Genomic DNA, 20,271 nt, shown 5'->3' with positions numbered 1-20,271 from the left:
TTATCGATAAGAAGAGGCACGAATTGAGTTTTTGACGACGCGGCTCGCACAAGCTGCGGCGGGGAGGGGAAATTTGCCTGAAACGGGAAACACCGGCACGACTGTCGGCGAGGCCGCGTTGCCGGCATCCAGGAAATCAGAAGCCGTCCCCGGCCTTGCGCTTGGCCTGATGCTGCTGAGCGCTGGTCCGGTCGTCATCCTGGTGCTGCTGGTCGCCGTCCTCAGCTTTCTGTCACCCTATTTCCTGACAGGACGCAATCTCAGCAACATCCTCGCCCAGACCGCCGTCATCTCGGTTGTGGCGATGGGCCAGCATCTGGTCATCCTGACACGCGGCATCGATCTCTCCGTCGGCTCGAACCTTGCGCTGGCTTCCGTCGTTGGCGCGCTGAGCTTTCATGCTGGCGCCCCCGCCATCGTTGTGATCGCGGTGATGGTTGGCTGCGGTGCCGCGGTCGGCGCGATCAACGGGCTCTTCTATGTCTTCGGCCGACTGCCGCATCCTTTCATCATCACGCTGGCAACATTGAGCATCGCCAAGGGGTTGGCGCTGCAACTGGCCGATGGCCGCGCCATCCCTGGCATGCCGGATTCGATCGATGCGCTTGGCCGCGACGCGGTCTGGGGTCTGCCTGGATCGGTTTTCGTTGTTGCCGGCGTTGCCGCGGTGCTTTTCGTCATGGCTAAAACCATGGTCTGGGGGCGCTGGATTTATGCGGTTGGCGGCCGGCCCGACGCTGCGTTGCGCATGGGTATTCCCGTGTCCTGGGTCCTGGTTTCCGTCTATGTCATCTCAGGGCTGTGCGCCGGCATCGGTTCAGTCATCCTTGCCGGCCGCACCGACGCCGGTTCGCCGCTGTTCGGCAATCTGCTGGAACTGGATACGATCGCGGCGGTGATCATTGGCGGCGCCAGCTTTCTTGGTGGTCGCGGCCACCTCGGCCATGCCTTGATCGGCGCCATCATGATCGGCGTTATCCGCAACGCGCTCAACCTGCTCAACGTCAACGTCTTTTTCCAGCTCATCGTCATCGGCGTGGTCATCGTCATAGCGGTCGAGTCCGACGTGCTGCGCAATTACCTCGAAGGACGTGTGCGTGTCCTGCAAGCCGGGAGGCAGTCATGATCGCTGCTGCGGCCAACGCCGATCATGCGGTCACCGCGGACAATCCCGTGCTGGCGGTATGCGGTGCTACCAAGCGTTTCGGTTCGGTTCTGGCCCTGGACGATGTCAGCATCGAGGTTCGGCGAGGCGAGATCGTCGGCCTGCTCGGCGACAATGGCGCGGGCAAATCGACGCTAACCAAATGCATCAGCGGGGTGCACCAACTCGATGCCGGCGCGATCTTTTTGGATGGTGCGCCAACGCAGATACGCTCCCCTGCGGATGCGCGCTTCGCCGGCATCGAGACCGTCTATCAGGACCTGGCGCTGTTCGACAATCTGACACCGGGACAGAACTTCTTTGCCGGTCGCGAGTTAGCTGGCCCGCAATGGCTTCCGCGCGGCCTGCGATTTCTGCAGCAGCGCCGAATGGACGCCGAGACCCGCGCTCTGTTGGTGAATCTCAAGGTCACGTTGCCGCGGCTGGATGCCGTCGTCGCCATGATGTCGGGTGGACAAAGACAAGCCATTGCCGTGGCCCGCTCGACCGTATTCGCCCGCAAGGTTGTCATTCTGGATGAGCCGACCGCCGCACTCGGCCTGCGTGAATCACGGCAGGTGCTCAATCTGGTTGCTGCGCTCCGCGACCAGGGCAATGCCGTCATCCTGATCACTCACAACATGGAACACGTCGTCGAACTCGCCGATCGCGCGGTGGTGCTTCGCCAGGGCCGCAGGGTCGGCGAACTGGTGCCGACCAAGGACAACAAACAGGAGCTGGTTTCCATGATCGTTGGAGCCTGACCCGTTCGAGATTTGGGGACCGTTCCGGTCCGCAAATGCCTGAAGCGTCTCCCGCAGGGAGGCGTCTCAATCCAAGGGAGGAAAACAATGCCAATGAACCGAAAACTGTTCGCAGGGCTGGCGATCGCCGTTGCGTTTTCTATGCCGGCTTCGGCCGCAGACAAGATCAAGATCGGCCTGATCACGAAATTCCCGGTGCCGTTCTACTCGACCATGGAGGACGCCGCCAAAAAATACGCGGCCGCTCATCCGGAAATCGAGCTGGTCACCGGCCAGGGCCAGGCGGCCACCGACATCGAAGGTCAGATCGCACTGATCGAATCCATGATCACGCAGGGCGTCAAGGGGCTGGCAATCACGCCGGTCGACCCGACGGTCGCGCCGGCGCTCGACAAGGCGGTCGCCGCCGGCATCAAGGTGGTTCTCGTCGACAACAGCATTCCCAACTGGAAAGGCCAGACGGCATTGGTCTCGACCAACAACCTCAACGGCGGCAAGATCGCCGGAGAGTATTTGAAGACGGTGCTCAAGAGCGGTGACAAGATCGGTATTTTGCAAGGCGTTCCCGGGGTGCCGGCTCTCGATGACCGGGTCACCGGCATGATGGAAGGATTGGGCGACGTCAAGGTCGAGGTCGTCGGCAAGGGTGCAACCAACTGCACGCTGGAACTTGGTACGTCAGTGGCCGAAGATATCCTGACCGCCAATCCCGATCTCAAGGCGATCTACTCGGCCTGCGGCCCGCCGATCCCTGGCGCCGTCAAGTCGATCAGCAATGCCGGCATTGCCAACGACAACCTCATAGTGGTCGGCTTTGACGCCTGCTGCGGTGAGATCGAGGCGATCAAGTCGGGGGCGGAGGACGCCAGCGTAGCTCAATTTCCAGCGAAAATGGGTGAGCTTGGCATCGACACTGTCGTCAAGGCCATCCGTGGGGAACCCGTCGAGGCCAATGTGGATACCGGCGCCGGACTGGTGACGCTGCAGAACGTCAAGGACTTCGAGTGATCCACCAGTGGTCCGGTGGCTTGCACCGCCGGACCACTTTCTGTTGCCGGACTCCAGCTTAGCGAAGGGGTGGAACTACAATCATGGACTCCACCATCAAAGTCGTGCGATGCGCCGAGCCCGGCAGGCTGGTGTTTGAGGAACAGCAGGCACCAGGCACTCCGCCGGAGGGCTGGGCACTGGTCAATGTCGCCTATGTCGGGATATGCGGAACCGACTACCACATCTTCGAGGGCAGGCATCCTTACCTCGCCTATCCACGCGTCATGGGCCATGAGGTTTCGGGAACAATCGCGGCAATCAACGCGCCCGTGGACCTGTCGGTCGGAGAGCAAATCCTCGTCAATCCCTATCTTGCCTGCGGACATTGTGCCGCCTGCCGCCAGGGCAAGCCTAACTGCTGCATGTCGATCGAGGTGCTTGGGGTGCACTGTGATGGTACCATGAGTGAGCAGATTCTCGTGCCGGCGCAGAACTTGATTCCAGCGGCCGGCCTGTCACCGGTCGAGGCTGCCACGGTCGAGTTTCTGGCCATCGGTGCCCACGCAGTCCGCAGATGCATGGCGGGGCCGGGCATTCGCACCTTGGTTATCGGCGCCGGGCCGATCGGCCTCGGCACGGCGCTTTTTGCGCGAATCGCGCAACAGAACGTGACCGTCATGGACGTCGATACCGAGCGGCTGACCTTCGATCATCGAAACGATAGCGGCGCGAACTGCGGGAGCAGGTTTCGACGTCGTCTTCGACGCAACGGGAAACAGCCGTTCGATGCAGTCTGCCTTGCCTATGTTGCTCATGGCGGCGTCATGGTGATGGTCAGCGTCGTGCCGGACGACATAACTTTCTCCGATCCAGAGTTCCACAAACGGGAAATGATGCTGATCGGCAGTCGCAACGCGACTCGTAGCGATTTCCAGCACGTCATTGCCTCGATTCGCGCTGGAAAAATACCAATCGACCAGCTTGTCACCCACCGCACCACCCTGCGCGACAGCCCACGCGACATCGCAATCTGGGCGCAGCAGAAGTCCGGTCTGATCAAGGCCGTTATCGACGTAGGATCTGGCCGACTTCAGCAACACGATCAAGACATGTCATCGCAGCCCTGGTGCTGCATTGTGGGAGGGCGAGTTGCTCGGTGACGCCACGCTAAGCGTCGCGCTTGACACGGTATTCCGTGCGGTTTTCCTCAGATAACAATTGTCCCTGCCGAACTGGCTTGGCGTTTCGCTGATTACCGCGGGCGCAGTTTTCGTCGCATAAAGGTTGAAGCCGCGGAGCGACGATCTTTCCGGCAAAACGTGTTCCACGCAAATCCGCCGGGTATTCGCACCGCTTGAGTGTCCGACGTAGCTAGTCCACATCATGCGTGATGTTTGATGCGCGTCAGGAGAGTGATATGAGAACCACACTGGCGATTGATGACGACGTCCTGGTCGCGGCCAGGGCCATGGCCCGGCAGCAGGGTCGTAGCCTCGGCGAGGTCATTAGCGATCTCGCCCGGCGCTCGCTGCGCCGGCCTCAAGCTGGCGGCGAGCGCAACGGGATTCCTCTTCTGTCGCCTCGGCCGCATGCACCTCCTGTCACGCTTGAGACGGTCAACGCCTTGCGAAACGAACTGCCTTGACCTTCCTGCTCGGTGTCAATGTGCTGATCGCACTGATCGATCCTGGTCACGTCGCCTATGGCGACGCGCATGGCTGGTTCGAAGAGACGGGCAACGCGGCATGGGCTACTTGTCCGATCACCGAAAACGGCGTCCTGCGCATCGTCGGGAACCAAAGATATCCTAATTCTCCCGGCTCGCCCGCCATCGTTGCGCAAATCGTTACCAAGTTGCGGGCTCTGCACGGGCACAGCTTCTGGCCCGACGATGTGAGCCTGGTTGGCTCCGGCGACATCGATGCAGCGAAAATCCTGACTTCGGCACAGGTCACGGATACGTACCTTCTCGCGCTCGCCAAGGCGCGAGGCGGCCAACTTGCCAGCTTTGACCGCAAGCTGTCAGCGGCGCCCGTGAAGGGCGGGAAGTCTGCACTGCACCTAATTCCCACAAGGTAGACCGCCGGGCTCTTCGGTGCAGTCTGCCTTTCGATCTTCTTGGCTTTGAATTGAGGCTTGCGCAACTTGTCGCGCTCAGCGCACTCCAGTGGATCGCGAGCGGCTATCTGGCCATAGTTTGCGGGGCATTCATCTTCTCCCTTGAGCGTCCGCGCTTGGACAGTTCGGCCTTGCCGCAATTGCCCTTTCAGCTGAATCGACTAGCGCGAAACGTTGCAAGCATGGGATGCGGATTGCCTGAGGCGATTTCTTTGGCAAGCAATTCGCCGACGATCAATCCAAGCGTGGCGCCGCTGTGGCTAAAGGCGACGTGAAGCCCGGCGACGGTCTCGACGGAGCCAAGCACTGGCTCGCCGTCGCCCGGGATGGGCTTCGGGCCAACTGCATAGGTAGCGAGTTGGAGCCGCCGATTGCCCTCGAGCACCGCACTAGCCTCGTCGAGCAGTCCTTTGACGGTCTTGTCGTGCACGGTGTAAGTTCCATCAGAGTTGACCACGACTTCTTCCTCCGACCACGCCGAATCCAAAACAAGTTCGCCATCCGGCGTCGGGCGCACCGCCACGCGCGGCGTATTCAGCACGGCACGGAGCTCGGTCTTGATCGGCTTGGTTTTCAAGAGGAGTGAAATCGGCGTGGCGTCGGGGACACGAACTCCGATCTCCGCAAGCATGGCAGGCGTCGCTGGCCCAACGGCAAGGACCACTGCATCCGCCTTTAACGGCACACCGTCGGCAGTGACGACGCCACGCGCGCGACCACCTGTGGCATCTATCCGCACGCGTCCGGCGTTCTGGACGAGCTTGCCGCCGCGGGAGCGGAACTCATTGAGCAGCAGATCGATCAGGCAGGGCAGGTCAACCCATCCTTCGCCAGGATTGAAGATGGCACCCTGCGGGGTGATTGCGCTGGCGTTGACACCGGGCGTCACTGCGCCGACTTCGGCAGGGCCGAGCAGAAGCGCGTCATAACCAATATCCTGCTCCAGCTGGCAGATGGAGGCGATCTGGTTCGTCCCATCATCCGCATCCCAGGTGAGGCCGCCGTCAAAGCGAAGCCACGACGCCGTTTCCGGCCTTGTGGCCGCCAGGGTCCGATAACGGTCGATGCCCGCAAGCCTCAAGCGGTGGTAAGCAGTGTCAGCACGTCGCGCTGAGTTCAGCCAGGAAAGTGAACGGCCGGATGCACCGTTGGCCGGCGCGCCGTCGTTGACAATGGTTACATCAAAGCCAAGACGAGCGAGGTGCAGCGCGGAAGAGATGCCGAAGATGCCAGCGCCGATGACGACGACTTGGCGCGGTTTTGGGGATGCAGTCATAGAAAAATCCTTCTACGCAGAAGCCGGGCTGGGAGTTGTTGGATGGCTGCAGAGCGCGGCGGAACTAGTAGTCCGTGAGCTTCTTCATGTAGCGCCGGCCCTCGAGCATCGGCTGGCCGCGCAGACCAGCCAGCGTATAGGCAAAACGCCATAGAGTGTCGAAGAAGACCAAGGGCACGAGATAGGGTTTGATGTGTTCGGACATACCGCTGAGGTCGAGTTCCGCTCCATCGAGCACCAGGATGTTTTCCCGGCTGCCGTGCTTGAAAAGGAAATCGCGAGCGCGTTCCGTAAGGTGCCTCGTCTCGTCCAAACCCATCAAGACCACGAAGCAAGTATCCCGGTCCACCACCTCGAACGGGCCGTGAAAGAACTCGTTGGCGTGTATGGCTTGCGAGTCGTACCACTGCATCTCCATCAACACGCAGATGGCGTAGGAATACGCCGCACCGTAGCTTGCACCGCTGGCCAGTGTGTAGATCGCTTTGCGCGGCGCGAAACGGGGTACGAAGGCCTTAAACCGGTCGGCATAGGTCCGGTGCGCACGTTCGATCGCCGGCTGAAGATGGCTCAGGCTCATCAGCAGATCGGCGGTCAGCCCGGCATCCTCCCGAGCATCGATTAGGCCGGCGAGCAACATGTAGAGCACGCCGTAGTTGCTGCGGGCTGCATCGATCGGTTTGCCCGTCGTGTAGGAGGCCTGGTAGGCGACTGCGTGGTCGACCGCCTGCGCGAGGGGCGATATCTGGTCGAGCGTCATGCCGATTGTCGTCGCGCCTTGATCCTTTGCATGATTGGCCGCTCGCACGGTCTCCTGGGTGGTGCCTGTCTGCGAGCAAAGGACGACGAGCGCGTCAGGTCCCAACCGTCGCGGATCTCGGCAGACGAACTCATCCGCGTTGTAGATATCGCAGGCGAATGTGCCGCTGTGACGGTCGACAAAGTATTTGCCTGCCATCATGATCGAGAGCGAGCCGCCGCACGCCACGAGGAATAGATGCGAAAACTGCCTGCCCGCCGTAGCGGCCAGGGCGCGTTCAACGTCGGCGGGGAGGGCGAAAATCATTAGGTTCCTCTTCTCGTTGACAGAGCTTGGGCCGGCGCACAATTGACAATGGCGGGCCATTGTGCGAACGTTATCACACCCTTTAAACTGAAAGTCCTGCGATGGTCAAGATTGCCGCGATGGGCGACAACGTGGTCGATTGTTATCTCGCTCGCGGCGAGATGTATCCTGGCGGAAATTGCCTCAATGTCTCGGTGTATGTCAGCCGCTTCGGCGGGCAGTCGGCCTATGTTGGGGCGATCGGCAAAGACCGGGCAGGGGACTTGATCCACGCCGCACTCAAGTCCGACCGCGTGGACATCACCCGATTGCGGCGCCTTGAAGGGCCGACCGCCTACTGCCTCATAGGTCACCGCAACGCCGATCGGATTTTCCTGGACTTCGATCTCGGAGTTTCGGTGTTCACGCCGACGCAAGAAGATCTGGATTTTCTCTCGGGTTTTCAGGCCGTCCACATCGGCCAGTCCAGCGGTTTGGACCCGTGGGTTGCCGCTGTATCAAGTAAGTCACTGTTGTCTTATGATTTTTCCACCCGCCGGGAACCGGGACACCGACGCGAGATTGGGCCCTATTGCTATCTGGCTTGTGTCTCGGGTGACGGTCTCGACGACAAGGAATTGGCCGCAATCGCAGCCGAATTGCTCGCATTTGGTTCAAGGTGGGTTCTTGTGACTCGCGGTCGGGCCGGCGCGGTGCTTCACGGCGACACCGTCTCTTACCGAACCCCGGCGCGGTTGGTCGAACCCGTCGACACCCTGGGCGCGGGCGACACCTTCATCGCAAGAACGCTATTCGGCCTGCTTAAGAAAGAGGCGCCTCAGGACATTCTTAGCCAAGCCGCGGAGGCGGCGGCTGCTACCTGCCGGTACTACGGGGCGATCGGCTATGCGGCAGCAATTGATCTAGGAAAGATCACGCCGGAGGTCCTCCGCGGAGCTCGGCGCATTCAAGACGAGAGAACCGTCTAGTTGGGGAATTCAACTGAGCAATTGACGCGAGAAATGGACAATGCTAGTCAAAGTGATAACGTTCTCATTCATCTAACCAACGCCATGAAAGAGCGTTTTGATGGATGGGTCGTCGAGTGGGACCGCAGGCCGACTTCGGCCAATCGTAAGAGGAGAAGACATGCAAACGAATTCGAGCAGGCGCCAATTTGTGAAATCCGGTCTGGCGCTGACGATCGCGCTGGTGACAGGACTTGGCACGTTGGCCGCATCAACGCAGGCAAAAGCGGCCGACAACCCCTACAACCTCATCGACCCGACGGTGATCAGCGTCGGAACCATGGGCGATGCGAAACCCTATGTCTTCACCGACGCCAACGGCAACTTCACCGGTTTCGACGCTGAACTCTTCCGCGACGTAGCGCGCCGGCTCGGGTTCAAGGAGGAGCAGGTCGTTTTCACCGGTCAGGAATTCTCGGCCCTGCTGCCCTCTGTCGCCAACGGTCGCTTCGACGTCGCTGTCGCCGCCATTGGCACGACCGCGGAGCGCAAGAAGACCGTGGATTTTGGCGACGGCTATCTCGCTGGCTACCTGTCGATCATTTCGCCTGATCCGGCTCTGACGAGCAATGAGAGCACCGCCGGAAAGCGCATTGGCGTGATCCAGGGGACGTTGCAGGAAATCTATGCCGAGAAGAATCTGAAGGGCGACATCGTCAAATTCCCGGACAACAACACTGCCGTGGCGGCGCTGAACAACGGGACGATCGATGGGCATTTCACTGACTATGAGTCGGCCAAGCAGTATGTGGAGCGCTATAAGAACCTGAAGATAACAATGAACGTGCCGTCCTTCGATGCGCCAGCCGGTTTCGTGGTCAAGAAGGGCAACGACGCCTTCCGAGAAGCGCTCAACAAGGCATTGCGAGAGGCCATGGACGATGGCACCTGGAAACGGCTTCACGAGAAATGGTTCCCGGGTACCCCGATGCCGGATCAATATCTGCCAAAGAAGTAAATTCGCGCGTATTCGTTAGCGTTTCCGGCCGGGCCCGTGAGCAACGGTGCCCGGCCGAGTTATAGATGGACTTGATATGAGCTGGTTCGACAACTTCGCCCGCAGCTTTCTTGATTTCCAGGCGATGGCAGAAGTTCTGCCGAACATGGTGATGGTCGGCCTCAAGAACACCCTGATCCTGGCCCTTGCCTCGACGTTTTTCGGGACGCTGATCGGTATCGTACTCGCCGTGATGGGGATTTCCGAGAACCGGCCGCTGAAACTCCTTGCCCGAGTCTACACCGATATCTTCCGCGGGCTTCCTGCCATCGTCACAATCCTAATCATTGGCCAAGGCTTCGCGCGATTGGGCCGAGATCTGTTCGGTCCATCGCCTTATCCGCTGGGCATTCTGGCGCTCAGCCTGATCGCCGGCGCCTATATCGGGGAGATTTTCCGCGCCGGCATTCAGAGCGTCGAGCGTGGTCAGATCGACGCCACCCGCACTCTCGGCATGACCTATGGCCAAGGCATGCGCTTGGTGGTGATCCCGCAAGGCATCCGCCGCGTCCTGCCCGCACTGGTCAACCAGTTCATCGGCAACGTAAAGGACTCCAGCCTGGTCTATTTCCTTGGTCTGCTCGCCTCCGAACGCGAACTGTTCCGCGTCGGCCAGGACCAAGCCGTGCTGACCGGCAACTTGTCGCCGCTGTTGCTGGCCGGCGTGTTCTATCTCGTGATCACGGTGCCGCTAACCCACCTCGTCAATTACATCGACGCGCGCATGCGCGTCGGCAAACGTATCACCGCTGTGCAAAGTGGCCTCAAGGAAGTCGCCGAGCTTGCCGAAGCGGGCGTGCCGGGCACAGCGACGTTGCCTGCAGCAGAGCCCACACGCTTCAAGGGTGGCGGTATTGAGGTCAAGAATATCGACATGGCCTATGGCGCCGTCCAGGTCCTCCATGACGTCAGTCTGAAAGTGGAGCCGGGGACCGTCACCTGCCTCATCGGTCCATCCGGCTCGGGCAAGTCGACCTTGCTGCGTTGCCTCAACCGCCTCGTAGAGTGTCGAGCCGGTGACATTCTGCTCGATGGCGAAAGCATCTACAAACAGACCCCTGACCAACTCCGGCGGCGCGTCGGCATGGTTTTCCAGCAGTTCAATCTGTTCCCCGACCGCAGCGCGCTCGCCAACATCACCTTGGCGCTTCGCAAAGTTAAACGCATGTCGCGCGAGGAGGCTGAGGGCGCGGCCTTGGCGAGGCTGAATGAAGTCGGACTGCTGGAGCGTAAGGACCATCGGCCGGCCAATCTCTCGGGCGGGCAACAGCAGCGGGTGGCCATCGCGCGCGCCCTGGCCCTCGAACCCGAGATTATGCTGTTCGACGAAGTCACCAGCGCGCTCGATCCGGAATTGGTCAAAGGCGTCCTGAACTTGATGGCCGATCTCGGTCGGGGCGGGATGACGATGGTGGTCGTAACACACGAGATGAATTTCGCCCGCAAGGTCGCGAACCAGGTCGTATTCATGGACGAGGGGCGAATTGTCGAGGCAGGCCGACCAGAGGACCTATTTGATAACCCGCAAAGCCCGCGTCTTGGGCGCTTTTTGTCCGAGGTGCTGTGATTGCAATGGTGTGCGCAACGGCGGCTGTTCCGGTGTTCGGCCTTGCGGGGCGGGCTTAACTGCCGCTAGGTCGCCGGCACAACGCGCGCATGGGCGGTAGGTTTGCCGAGTGACTCAAAGATTACCCAAAAACGCAACTATCATAGAGGTCGCTCGCCGGGCCGGGGTGAGTTCCGCCACGGCCGGGCGTGTTCTTGGTGACTACGGCTACAGCAGCCCCGAGGTTCAGGAGAAGGTGCGGGCCGCAGCAGCTGAGCTGGGCTACCGCCCCAATCGCCTTGCCAAAGGTCTGATCACCGGTAAAACGCAGACTATCGGCGTTGTGGTTGGCGACATCGAAAGCCCCTTCTACGCCAGCGTGCTGCGCGGAATAGGGGATGTCGCGCGCCGTGGCGGCTTAGGGGTTATCGTTACGAACAGTGATGAAAATGCCGAACTCGAGCAAGAGGCGGTGCAACTGCTGCTGGAAAAGCAGGTCGACGGTTTAATTGTCTCATCGACCTTCGTGGACGAGCCGGATCATCTTCGTGAAGCAGTCGCGGCTCGCTGTCCCGTCGTGCAGTTCGACCGCATGGTGGCGGGCCTGGAAACCGATTCAGTCGTGGTCGACAACGTTTCTGTAACGCATAGCAGCATCGCGGCGATGATAGCGGCCGGACACAGCCGCATCGGAATATTGGCGGAACTCGGGCCGGGCCAACGCGACGATGTTGGCTGGTTTGTGGCAAACGTTGATCTCTCCAGCGCTGATCTTCGCTACCATCATCCAAGCTGGCAGAGACTATTGGGTTATCTCGAAGCCCATCGCGCCGCGGGCATTACGCCGGATCCGCAGTTGATCCGTCGCGTGGCGGTCTATTCTAGCGAGGCAGCCCGCAAGGAGGCGCTCGATCTGCTGACAATGCGCAATGCACCGTCCGCTCTGTTTACGGCCGATGGTGTGATGTCGACAGGGGTTCTGGAGGCCATTTCCGCATTGAAGCTTGCGATTCCAGGAGACGTTTCGCTGCTCTGCTTCGACGATCTCGACTGGATGCAGTTCGTGACCCAGGGTATCACAGCCATCGCGCAGCCGGCACATTTGATTGGAGCGGCGGCAGCGGAGCTTCTCTTGAAGAGGTTGGCGGAGGCCACGTTACCTTTCGAGCACCGTGTCCTTGCGGCCCGCTTGGTGGAGCGCAATTCAATTGCAGTTCATCTCAACCGCGAGGCCGTCTGACCCGGCCGCAACGGTCTATGGCTGGGGCAGTCTCTAAGGGGCTCTGAGAAACGCACCGCGGCCGAGACGCGAGACTACAACCGTCATCACCGGCCCCGCTGCATCAGCGTTGCCACGACGGCTTTAGCCAAGCGGCTCGCATCACCGCAATGATCATCTCTGAGTTGGCAATGCATCCTAAAATAGATGTCTACGCTGCGTCCCTACCCCGATATGGCCAGCCAGAAGGGGCTGCGCGGGGCTGGGCCATAGCCGGTTTTCCGATCCTTGGCTCGAACCGGGGCGTGGCTGACGGAACTCTTAGTTTAGATAAGGCTTATGTACAAATGTCGCTCCATTGGTTTTCACCGTCGATTCCCGTAAAGACCGGCCGTCCCGGCGTCATCTACCAATGCAGCAACGTCGAAGGGCCGCTGAGCAGCTCCTGAAGTGGAGCAAGCGCGGCCCTAAGTGGCATAGCGCGGTGCAACTCTGCATGGATGCAATGATCGATCAGGTGAAGCCCGATGTGGTTCGCAGAGCGTTCCTTGAGGCCGCCAAAGAGGAGGGAAAGCTACTGCCGCCGTAGCTCTTGTCTCCGAAGGAAGCTCATTCCATATCAGGCACGTCGCGGCTGACGAACAATGTCGTCGGCTCGCCGTATTCGCCTAATGCAGGGTTAGCATCGCGCGACCACGGCAATGACGCCAGCGTGTTTCGCCGCCAAGCCTCTCGCAGCCCATACCGCCCGGTCCTCGGTCTGGGAGGCTTCGGCCTGTGAATCGGCGTGCAAAATCGGCGTCGAATTTTGCACGCCGATTCACAAGTGTTGCCGTCGGGTCATGATGATCTCCCTTCGCACACTTTGCTTTGCTCGGCACGAGCTGGGTTGCGTTCCGCTCAGCCCAACCGTCGACCGCCTCGAGCCGCATACCGCTGTCGTCGAGACGTCAGGCGTCCCGCGCACGACCAGCCCTCCGTAAATGTCGTCTCGAACTGTTCCGGCGACGGAACGACCGTCTTCATTTTGGTGTCCATGCGCTGGCGTTCAAAGAGATATAGCCGCTACCTGAGATACTCGCTGTCGAATCCGGCTGTTTCGACCAGCTTCTTGCGGTTGATCACCTCTACATGGCCTGACTTGAAAGAGACGAGATCGGCCTTGCGCAGCTCCCTTAACGTTCGGTTGACGTGAACCGTGGTCATTCCGAGGATGTCGGCCAGTTCATGCTGGGCAAGAGGACACTCATATCTTCCATCAACCGACAGCTCAACCATGGAGAGCCTCTCTTCCAACTCCAGCAGGAAATGGGCGGTACGCCTCATCGCGTTCCGCCGCCCGGTATTTGTCAGATGTTCGGCAAGGATGGCGTTCAGGCGCGCCAGCGAACAGGCGATCTTCTTCCCGATTCGGCCGTCCGACAGGATGGCCTCGACCAGTTCCTTACTGGAAATTTCATAAACAGCTAGTTCGGTTATGGACGCCAGCGACGCAAGACGGGGTCCGTCCAAGCCACGGAAACCGACGACATCCCCTTTGAGGGGAGTGTCTATGATCTGCCGCTCTCCGTCCGGCAGTGCCTGATAAAGTATGCCCCAGCCCGATTTTACAATGAATATCTCACTGTTGTCGTCCTCCTGCCGGCATATCACCGAATGGGGTTTATAGATTTTTGCGGTAACACCGAGAAAATTGTTGTTCCCCCACTCATTCTTCGACAACGTCCCCCTATGGGATGAGAGCACATGAACTGCAATAGTGTCTGCATGGAGAATCGCAAGTTTGCTTCTGTTTCCACACGACTGACAATAGTATCTCCCGGATAAATCGACAGAACGACCTCTTACCCTAGGGGCGGGTTTGCCTACTGTCCTCGTCTGTTTGGTAAACTGCGTTTAACTTAGGGTGTACAAGGGCGGTTAAGTCTCCGGGTTAAGGTCCGGCAACAGGCTCCGAACCGCCAATCACCTTGCCGCGCAGTAGTACGGCTTGGTTGTGGGATCGGGGGATCGGCGAACGCATGCACATGGTCGAGATGAGCGAAACTTACCTGGATCGTCTGCCGGCCGAACTGTCGGGGGGGTCAGAAGCAGCGCGTTTGCGCCCGGGCGTTGGCCGCCGATCCGGAACTCATCATCTGCGACGAAATCACGTCCGCGCTCGACCAGATTGTGCAAGAGGAAATCCTCAAGCTCTTAATGCGGCTTCAGCGCGAACTCGGCATGAGCTGCATTTTCATCACCCATGACATTGCCACCGTGCGGGCGATCGCCGACGAAATTGGGGTGCACCAAGGTAAAGTCGTTGAGCGGGCATTAAAGAGCGAAATTCTCACGCCGCCGCACGGCCCCTATACCGAGCGGCTTTTATCCTCCGTGCCGGAAATGGATCCGAACTGGCTCACAAGGCTGCTGGCCAGCCGGAGGATGTGATCGTCGGGCGGAGCGTTGCGTGTCTTCCATATCGCCACGCCTTACAGCCTCGCGGTCGGCCTTCGGAACAATGCCAGAAATTTTGATGGTTCTCGCCCACGAAAAAGCCATCACGGCAGCAGGGACGAACTTGCGCTTTTGCGCATATTGATCTCTATCAGCAGCGATACCCAGCGCGCTCCTGCATCGGCTCGACGGCCGCAACCACCAGCTCAATGACGACTTGGCCGAGGTTGCCGCCGGTGTCCGCGCTTTGCTATAAAATCCCCCTATGTCACGAGAATGAGTATCAATCCGCCGCGCGAGTTGATGTCCTGGCGTCGTTCCGGGCACCCGTGCGCCAAATTCGGTCAGACGCCAGGCGCCGAAACGGGCGGGTCCACAGGCAAAGAGGGCAGGGCACTCGGCAAAGCTGCGCTCTATGGCAAACGGATAGCGGGCATTGCCCTTCAATGCGGGGATAGCGCCCCTTTGCCGTCGTTCGGTTTTCTGAGAGCATGATTGAGTACGTGCGATCCGGAGCCGATATTCCATGCCGACAAGAATCGATGCTAGTGAAGCGCGCCGGTGGTTTGCCGAAGATCTGCGTGTCTCATCACCTGTCTTGCACAACCCTGCGGTCATCGAGGCCTTCGCAAAGGTTCCGCGCGAACACTACCTTGGCAACGGGCCTTGGCGTATCCATTCGAGATTGCAAATCGGGGCGGTCCATACCAGCCCTTCAGCCGCACTTCATGAGATTTACCACGACGTTCTGGTCTTGCTTGACGAAAAACGCGGACTGAACAGCGGCTTGCCGTCGCTTTGGGCATTGGTTTTCGACCATCTGAACATCACTCCCGGCCAGACTGTCCTTCAGGTGGGCGCCGGTGTCGGCTATTTCACCGCCATCCTCGCTGAACTAACGGGTTCTGAAGGACGCGTGATTGCATATGAGATCGACGAAGAACTGGCTCGGCGTGCGCAAAGCAATCTTGCTCATTGTGCCCATGTAGAAGTGATATCAGGTGATGCAACGCAGGCAGTTGATCTGCCAAACCTCGATGTCGTGGTCGCTTTTGCCGGCGTGACGCACGTGCCGGAACGGTGGCTTTCAAATTTGTCCGACGCTGGCCGGATGGCACTGCCGTTCACAGGTGAGGACCGACGAGGTTTCATGATGCTTCTGGAAAGGGTCGGCGATACGTTTCCCGTACGGTCACTTGTGCCATGCGGGTTTTACCCCTGCAGCGGAGCTAGGCGCAGTGACGAAGAAAAGGCCTTGATGGCCGCCCTCAAGGCTGCCCGAGGCAAGGTCACCCGTCTCGCGCAATATCATCCAGGCCGACCAGCAAATGGCCTCGAGAACGCTTGGCTGGTGACCGACACATACTGGATTTCGAAAGCCTAGCGATCGATATCAATCACGCGTGTCGCCGTCGTAGGGTGTGGCACGCATTGAAGGGCGTTCCACGAAGGATCTATACCATCGTGTCAGTCGTGGCCTTCCCTGCAAGAAGTCGGGCAGTCCCCGGAATTCCAGCCAGCTTAGACAAGTGGCGAGCGCGATGTGGCCGACATGGAGCGGTGCGTCGAATTCGACCTCGCGTTCCACGAAGTTATAGGATTCGATGAGCTTCATCGTCATGCCTGCGCCCAAGGCAGGATAACGCAGATGTTCAGGGCGGCGCTCGTTTTCCCAGCGGATGGAAATGCCTGCGTCGCACATGCCGCCGGCGAGCGCCTGGAGGCGCAAGGCGGACCATTTTGCTCGCCCTGTTTCGGGGATGAGCCGAGGACTGCTTTCGAGACTGTCGAGATAGCTGCAGATTACGCTCGAATCGAAGATCGCATAGCCGTCGTCGAGAACGAGAGCGGGCACCTTGCCAAGCGGATTGATCGCAAACACATCATCGTTGCGATTGATGGGGCTCGTCTCGTGATGAATGACGCGCAGACGTCCGGCAAGCCCGGCCTCGTGGGCAAAGACCAGAACCTTGCGCGCGTAGGGGGAGTGGGTCTGGTAGATGAGCTTCATGGACCCGTTCTGCGTTGAGTCTGAAGCGTGGGCATCTCGAGCAGTCCGCGGCCCAGCCGCTCTTTTGTTCAATGGTCCGGGGTTTGGCGCCATCGTCATGCGTCCTTCTCCAGTTCGGCCTCGGTCACGATGATCAGCACCCGGCTCGATTCGTCGAGCGCAAGCTCCCGCGATGGGCCGGAAGTCGCGACGGCGGTGGCGAGGCCGGCGAGGCCGGCCGCACCCGACGGGGTTGTGCCTGGACCGTTTGCCTCGCGAAGTCGGCTCTTCGCGTCGGCAAGCGCCGCTTCGGACACGGTTATGACCCGAGCGTTGCCTTGGCGGAGTACGTCGAGCGCCGATGCGGCTGCTTCGCCACAGGCGAGCATGTCTGCCGACGTCTTGAGATCGCCGGATATCCGCACGGACCGTGCTTGCGACAGCCCGGCCGCGACGCAGGCTGCGGCCTCTGGTTCTACTACGACGATCATGGCTGGAGGCATCAACCAGTCCTTCAGCCCAGTCGTCAGGGCGGCGGCAAGTCCGCCGACACCGGCCTGCACGAAGAGGTGGGTTGGCCTCAGATGGCCGATCTCGTTGACCTGGCGACGAATTTCCGCAGCAAGCACGCCATAGCCAGCGACGACATCTGCTACAGCTAGGTCGTCCGGGTCGCTAGAGGTGTCGGCCACCAGAATGCCTTCTCCGGCCCGGGCCGCCGCGGAGGCCCGATCGACGGCATCGTCGTAGGTGCCGTCGACCCACACGATTTCGGCGCCTTGTGATTCGATACGCCTGACCCGCGCCGCAGGAACGCCCGTGTGGAGGTATATTTTTGCCGTCCCACCGGCAAACTTCGCCGCCGCGGCAACGGCAAGTCCGTGATTGCCGGCGCTGGCCGTGATTAACGCCGGCAACGGCGTCCTGGCCCGCTCTGGATCGAGCAATTCGTCGATATCCATCCCGGTAGCCCGGGCCAGAGCACACAGACCAGCATAAGTGCCGCCGAGGGACTTGAAGCTGCCCAGGGCACGGTGTCCCTCGTTCTTGGCAAGCACCTGGGCCACATCCAGGCTCGCAGCGAGGTTTGGCAGGTCGAGCAACGGTGTCGGTGCATAAAATGGCGACAGGCGCTGTAACAGCGCCGCGATCTGATCAGGGTCAAGGCCCGGCTGTGTGTCTATGGCCATGAGGCGAAGTTCTATCCCGGAAACCACGCCGGTTGGCGCCTATTATCGTTGCTCGCCTGCCTGATTTCGTCATACATGCCTGTCCTCATGACGAAAACTGCCGTCCTCGATCGCTTCGACTATGTGCTGCTGTCGCTGGTTCAGCGCGACAACCAGATCCCGGCGCGGCGTCTCGCCGAGCAGGTCGGGCTTTCCCAGAGCGCGGTTCTGCGCCGCCTGCGCCGGCTGCGGAAGGATGGCGTGATCGCAGCAGACATTGCCGTCGTTCGCCCGGGGGCCGTGGGCCTGCCGCTAACCATCCATGTGCTCGTTTCCCTGGAACGGGAGAGCGCTGTCGAGTTGGACGCCTTCATCGGCAAGCTTCGCGGGCGCTCGGAGGTTCGTCAGGCTTGGTATGTCACCGGTGAAACCGATTTCGTGCTCCTCCTGCAATTGCCAGGGATGGAGGCGTACGATGTCTTCACGCGGGAAGTCTTCCACGCCGATTCGAACGTGAAGGCGTTTCGCACCATCGTGACGATGAGAGAAGTGATCGGCGCAGCCGATGCGCAGCCGCTATCCACTGCCTGAGTTTGTGGCGTGGCCCCAGCAAGGTCATTGCCCTTTTGACCCGTAATATCAGTCAAGGGCGCGAACCAGGTTGAAGGTCGATATACGCGTTCCCGTATCTACTCACCCGCCCCACCGCGAATGTCTGCACCTGGCCCAAATTAGTTCCGCCAGTGCGTAGAAAGAGACTCTAGTACGACGGGTACATCGCATGGCAATTTGTGATAGCAACGCTGATCGCGTCTGGTGCCGGTCGGTGGGCGGTTGCGGCTCGTTCCGGCATAGTGATCGTCGCGGCAGCGAGCGGCATGAATTTCGGAAGGGATATGAGAGCCAACATTTCAGGATCTCCCGGTGACGAGGCGCACTCTACGCGGACCAGAATCAAAGAGGTCGCGGCCGAGTTCTATGTCCTACGCGGCCACGATGGTTTCAGCTTCGGCGATATAGCGACGGCAATCGGCACGACGCGCGCCAACATCCATCATCACTTCGGCAACAAGCGTCAGCTGATGGAGGAATTGATCGCAGACTTCGCCGCCAACGCCGAGGCCCGCATCAAGCGCTTCTGGACGACCCCCGATATCCGGTTCTTCGACCGTCTCGATATGCAGCTCGAGGATCTGCGCCGTTTCTACGAACGTTTCAATGCTGAGAAGGGAGCCCGCAATATGTGGAGCCCGCTTTCGCGCCTTCGCCACGACCTCCCGGTTCTCGGCGAACCAGCGGAACGTGCCCTGGAGCGCGTCAACCGGGTCTATGATCAGAGCCTGCGTCATGCGGTAGACCAGGCGGTGAAGGACGGAGAGCTTTCCTCCCACACACTCAGCGACGAGCTCGTGCACATGCTGCGCATTACCCTTCTGTCCTGTCCACCAATGACGCAGGACACCGGAAGCTTCGACGAGGTCGCCAGGACCTTCGCAGCGCTCGCCGCGATCATCCGCGCCGCTTGGCATGATGCGGGGAAGGGCTCGGGTCGAGGCTAGACATCCAGTGGATCAAAGCGAGGGTGAGTTGACAGCCTTTGGCTTTCAAGTTACTTACTTGCAGGTAAGTCAGCCCATGATGGCGACGAGGCGCGTATTAGGGAGGATCACGTGCTGCGCGATGACGCATTCACTCGTTTCGAGGTCAGCCCCTTCACTGGAGCGCTCGGTGCAGAAATTCGTGGGATCGATCTGGCGAGCGCGAGCGAGGATGCCTTCCAGGACGTTCGCCGCGCGCTCTACAAGTATCATGCGCTCGCCGTGCGCGATCAGGAGCTTGACGCCGCCGGCGTCCACAAGGTCGCCCGCCGGTTCGGACCATTTAGCGGCAATCCGGTGCACACGCCGATCGACGGCTTTAACGATATCGTGCGCTTCGTGCGCGAGCCGGACGACACGGGCAAGGTGATCGGCGAGGACTGGCACATGGACCTCGCCTGGCTACCGAAGCCGCCGGGCATTACGATCCTCTACGGTGAGGAGGTGCCGCCGGTTGGCGGCGACACCTGCTTCTCCAGCCTCGAGAAGGCATATGACTCGCTTTCGCCGCGGCTGGTCGAGATCCTGCAAGGCCTGACGGGCGTCCATAGCGGCCGCGGGGTCTTCGCCATCAACGCGGCCCACAGCCGGCTCGGCGTCAAGGCCGATGTCGAGGCGATCGAGAATGCCGTCGTCGAGCATCCTGTGATCTGTCGCCACCCCGAGACTGGCCGGCGCTATGTCTTCGTCAGCAGCGTGATGACCAATTTCAAGGGGATGACGGAGGAAGAAAGCAAGCCGATGATCGACTTCCTGATGGCGCGGGCTGTCCGGCCCGAGTTCAACTGCAGGCTGCGTTGGGAACCGAAGACGCTCGGTATGTGGAACAATCCCCATGTCCTGCACACCGCCATCAACGATTATCCCGGATATCGCCGGGTGATGTATAGGACAACGGTGGAGGGCACCGTTCCACTTGCCGCCAGGGACGGCTGACGCGCAACCGCT

20 protein-coding genes and 1 pseudogene are annotated in these 20,271 nt (G+C 60.3%); 16 read left to right on the top strand and 5 right to left on the bottom strand.

Features of this window, described 5'->3' with window-relative positions; translation table 11 throughout:
* Nucleotides 1–73: 73 nt before the first annotated feature.
* The 6 genes and pseudogenes from NKJ93_RS10295 to NKJ93_RS10270 all read left to right on the top strand — a co-directional run bounded on the left by NKJ93_RS10295 (nt 74) and on the right by NKJ93_RS10270 (nt 4,977).
* Nucleotides 74–1,126 (top strand): ABC transporter permease, encoded by a 1,053-nt coding sequence (locus NKJ93_RS10295; protein WP_352588829.1) that lies wholly within the window; start codon nt 74–76, stop codon nt 1,124–1,126.
* Nucleotides 1,123–1,908: an ATP-binding cassette domain-containing protein gene (locus tag NKJ93_RS10290; protein WP_352588826.1), complete on the top strand. Its 786-nt coding sequence runs from the start codon at nt 1,123–1,125 to the stop codon at nt 1,906–1,908. Before NKJ93_RS10295 ends, NKJ93_RS10290 begins: the two co-directional genes overlap by 4 nt.
* Before the next feature lie 141 nt (nt 1,909–2,049).
* The gene (locus tag NKJ93_RS10285) at nt 2,050–2,916 is read left to right on the top strand and encodes a sugar ABC transporter substrate-binding protein (protein WP_502897873.1); all 867 of its coding nucleotides are present in this window, start codon (nt 2,050–2,052) and stop codon (nt 2,914–2,916) included.
* A gap of 95 nt (nt 2,917–3,011) precedes the next feature.
* A pseudogene (locus NKJ93_RS10280) lies at nt 3,012–4,058 on the top strand (zinc-binding alcohol dehydrogenase family protein).
* 257 nt (nt 4,059–4,315) lie between these two features.
* The gene (locus tag NKJ93_RS10275; protein WP_023718512.1) at nt 4,316–4,543 is read left to right on the top strand and encodes a ribbon-helix-helix domain-containing protein; all 228 of its coding nucleotides are present in this window, start codon (nt 4,316–4,318) and stop codon (nt 4,541–4,543) included.
* Nucleotides 4,540–4,977 (top strand): TA system VapC family ribonuclease toxin, encoded by a 438-nt coding sequence (locus NKJ93_RS10270; RefSeq protein ID WP_023718511.1) that lies wholly within the window; start codon nt 4,540–4,542, stop codon nt 4,975–4,977. The genes NKJ93_RS10275 and NKJ93_RS10270 overlap by 4 nt, the downstream gene beginning before the upstream one ends.
* 187 nt (nt 4,978–5,164) lie before the next feature.
* Here NKJ93_RS10270 and NKJ93_RS10265 read toward each other — a convergent pair whose 3' ends face one another.
* A complete protein-coding gene (locus NKJ93_RS10265) occupies nt 5,165–6,292 on the bottom strand; it encodes an NAD(P)/FAD-dependent oxidoreductase (protein ID WP_352483672.1) in 1,128 nt (375 codons plus the stop codon).
* 64 nt (nt 6,293–6,356) lie between these two features.
* On the bottom strand, nt 6,357–7,358 hold the full coding sequence (locus NKJ93_RS10260) for an SIS domain-containing protein (protein WP_023718509.1): 1,002 nt from the start codon (nt 7,356–7,358) through the stop codon (nt 6,357–6,359).
* 101 nt (nt 7,359–7,459) lie between these two features.
* Here NKJ93_RS10260 and NKJ93_RS10255 point away from each other — a divergent pair, with 101 nt between their 5' ends.
* The 5 genes from NKJ93_RS10255 (at nt 7,460) to NKJ93_RS10235 (ending at nt 12,716) form a co-directional block, all read left to right on the top strand.
* Nucleotides 7,460–8,326, top strand: coding sequence for a PfkB family carbohydrate kinase (locus NKJ93_RS10255; RefSeq protein ID WP_023718508.1), 867 nt, complete (start codon nt 7,460–7,462; stop codon nt 8,324–8,326).
* Between the two features lie 160 nt (nt 8,327–8,486).
* On the top strand, nt 8,487–9,323 hold the full coding sequence (locus NKJ93_RS10250; protein ID WP_352483671.1) for an ABC transporter substrate-binding protein: 837 nt from the start codon (nt 8,487–8,489) through the stop codon (nt 9,321–9,323).
* Nucleotides 9,324–9,399: 76 nt separating this feature from the next.
* Nucleotides 9,400–10,929, top strand: a complete 1,530-nt coding sequence (locus tag NKJ93_RS10245; protein ID WP_023718506.1) for an amino acid ABC transporter permease/ATP-binding protein — start codon at nt 9,400–9,402, stop codon at nt 10,927–10,929.
* Nucleotides 10,930–11,038: 109 nt separating this feature from the next.
* Nucleotides 11,039–12,148: a LacI family DNA-binding transcriptional regulator gene (locus tag NKJ93_RS10240; protein WP_352588820.1), complete on the top strand. Its 1,110-nt coding sequence runs from the start codon at nt 11,039–11,041 to the stop codon at nt 12,146–12,148.
* Nucleotides 12,149–12,539: 391 nt separating this feature from the next.
* Nucleotides 12,540–12,716: a DUF982 domain-containing protein gene (locus NKJ93_RS10235; RefSeq protein WP_023718504.1), complete on the top strand. Its 177-nt coding sequence runs from the start codon at nt 12,540–12,542 to the stop codon at nt 12,714–12,716.
* Nucleotides 12,717–13,192: 476 nt separating this feature from the next.
* Here NKJ93_RS10235 and NKJ93_RS10230 read toward each other — a convergent pair whose 3' ends face one another.
* Nucleotides 13,193–13,849, bottom strand: coding sequence for a Crp/Fnr family transcriptional regulator (locus NKJ93_RS10230; RefSeq protein WP_352483670.1), 657 nt, complete (start codon nt 13,847–13,849; stop codon nt 13,193–13,195).
* Nucleotides 13,850–14,239: 390 nt separating this feature from the next.
* On the opposite strand from NKJ93_RS10230, the gene NKJ93_RS10225 reads away from it, so the two are divergent.
* Both NKJ93_RS10225 and NKJ93_RS10220 read left to right on the top strand, forming a co-directional pair.
* Complete coding sequence (locus NKJ93_RS10225) at nt 14,240–14,560, top strand: ABC transporter ATP-binding protein (protein ID WP_023718503.1); 321 nt, start codon at nt 14,240–14,242, stop codon at nt 14,558–14,560.
* Between the two features lie 532 nt (nt 14,561–15,092).
* On the top strand, nt 15,093–15,950 hold the full coding sequence (locus NKJ93_RS10220; RefSeq protein WP_352588817.1) for a protein-L-isoaspartate O-methyltransferase family protein: 858 nt from the start codon (nt 15,093–15,095) through the stop codon (nt 15,948–15,950).
* A gap of 9 nt (nt 15,951–15,959) precedes the next feature.
* Here the strand turns inward: NKJ93_RS10220 and NKJ93_RS10215 are convergent, their stop codons facing one another.
* Entirely contained in the window at nt 15,960–16,577 is a 618-nt protein-coding gene (locus NKJ93_RS10215; protein WP_352483668.1) for a glutathione S-transferase family protein, read from the bottom strand.
* 95 nt (nt 16,578–16,672) lie between these two features.
* Nucleotides 16,673–17,746: a pyridoxal-phosphate dependent enzyme gene (locus tag NKJ93_RS10210; protein WP_031193821.1), complete on the bottom strand. Its 1,074-nt coding sequence runs from the start codon at nt 17,744–17,746 to the stop codon at nt 16,673–16,675.
* A gap of 87 nt (nt 17,747–17,833) precedes the next feature.
* Here NKJ93_RS10210 and NKJ93_RS10205 point away from each other — a divergent pair, with 87 nt between their 5' ends.
* From NKJ93_RS10205 to NKJ93_RS10195, 3 genes are all read left to right on the top strand, one after another.
* The gene (locus NKJ93_RS10205) at nt 17,834–18,316 is read left to right on the top strand and encodes an Lrp/AsnC family transcriptional regulator (protein ID WP_023718499.1); all 483 of its coding nucleotides are present in this window, start codon (nt 17,834–17,836) and stop codon (nt 18,314–18,316) included.
* Between the two features lie 263 nt (nt 18,317–18,579).
* The gene (locus NKJ93_RS10200) at nt 18,580–19,284 is read left to right on the top strand and encodes a TetR/AcrR family transcriptional regulator (RefSeq protein ID WP_352588814.1); all 705 of its coding nucleotides are present in this window, start codon (nt 18,580–18,582) and stop codon (nt 19,282–19,284) included.
* A 111-nt stretch (nt 19,285–19,395) separates the two neighbouring features.
* Nucleotides 19,396–20,259 (top strand): TauD/TfdA dioxygenase family protein, encoded by an 864-nt coding sequence (locus NKJ93_RS10195; protein WP_023718497.1) that lies wholly within the window; start codon nt 19,396–19,398, stop codon nt 20,257–20,259.
* Nucleotides 20,260–20,271 lie beyond the last annotated feature (12 nt).

Source organism: Mesorhizobium sp. M0028 (assembly GCF_040323855.1).
Taxonomy (GTDB): Bacteria; Pseudomonadota; Alphaproteobacteria; order Rhizobiales; family Rhizobiaceae; genus Mesorhizobium.
Note: the sequence above shows the minus strand (reverse complement) of the source record. Positions and strands in the feature narration are given on the sequence as shown.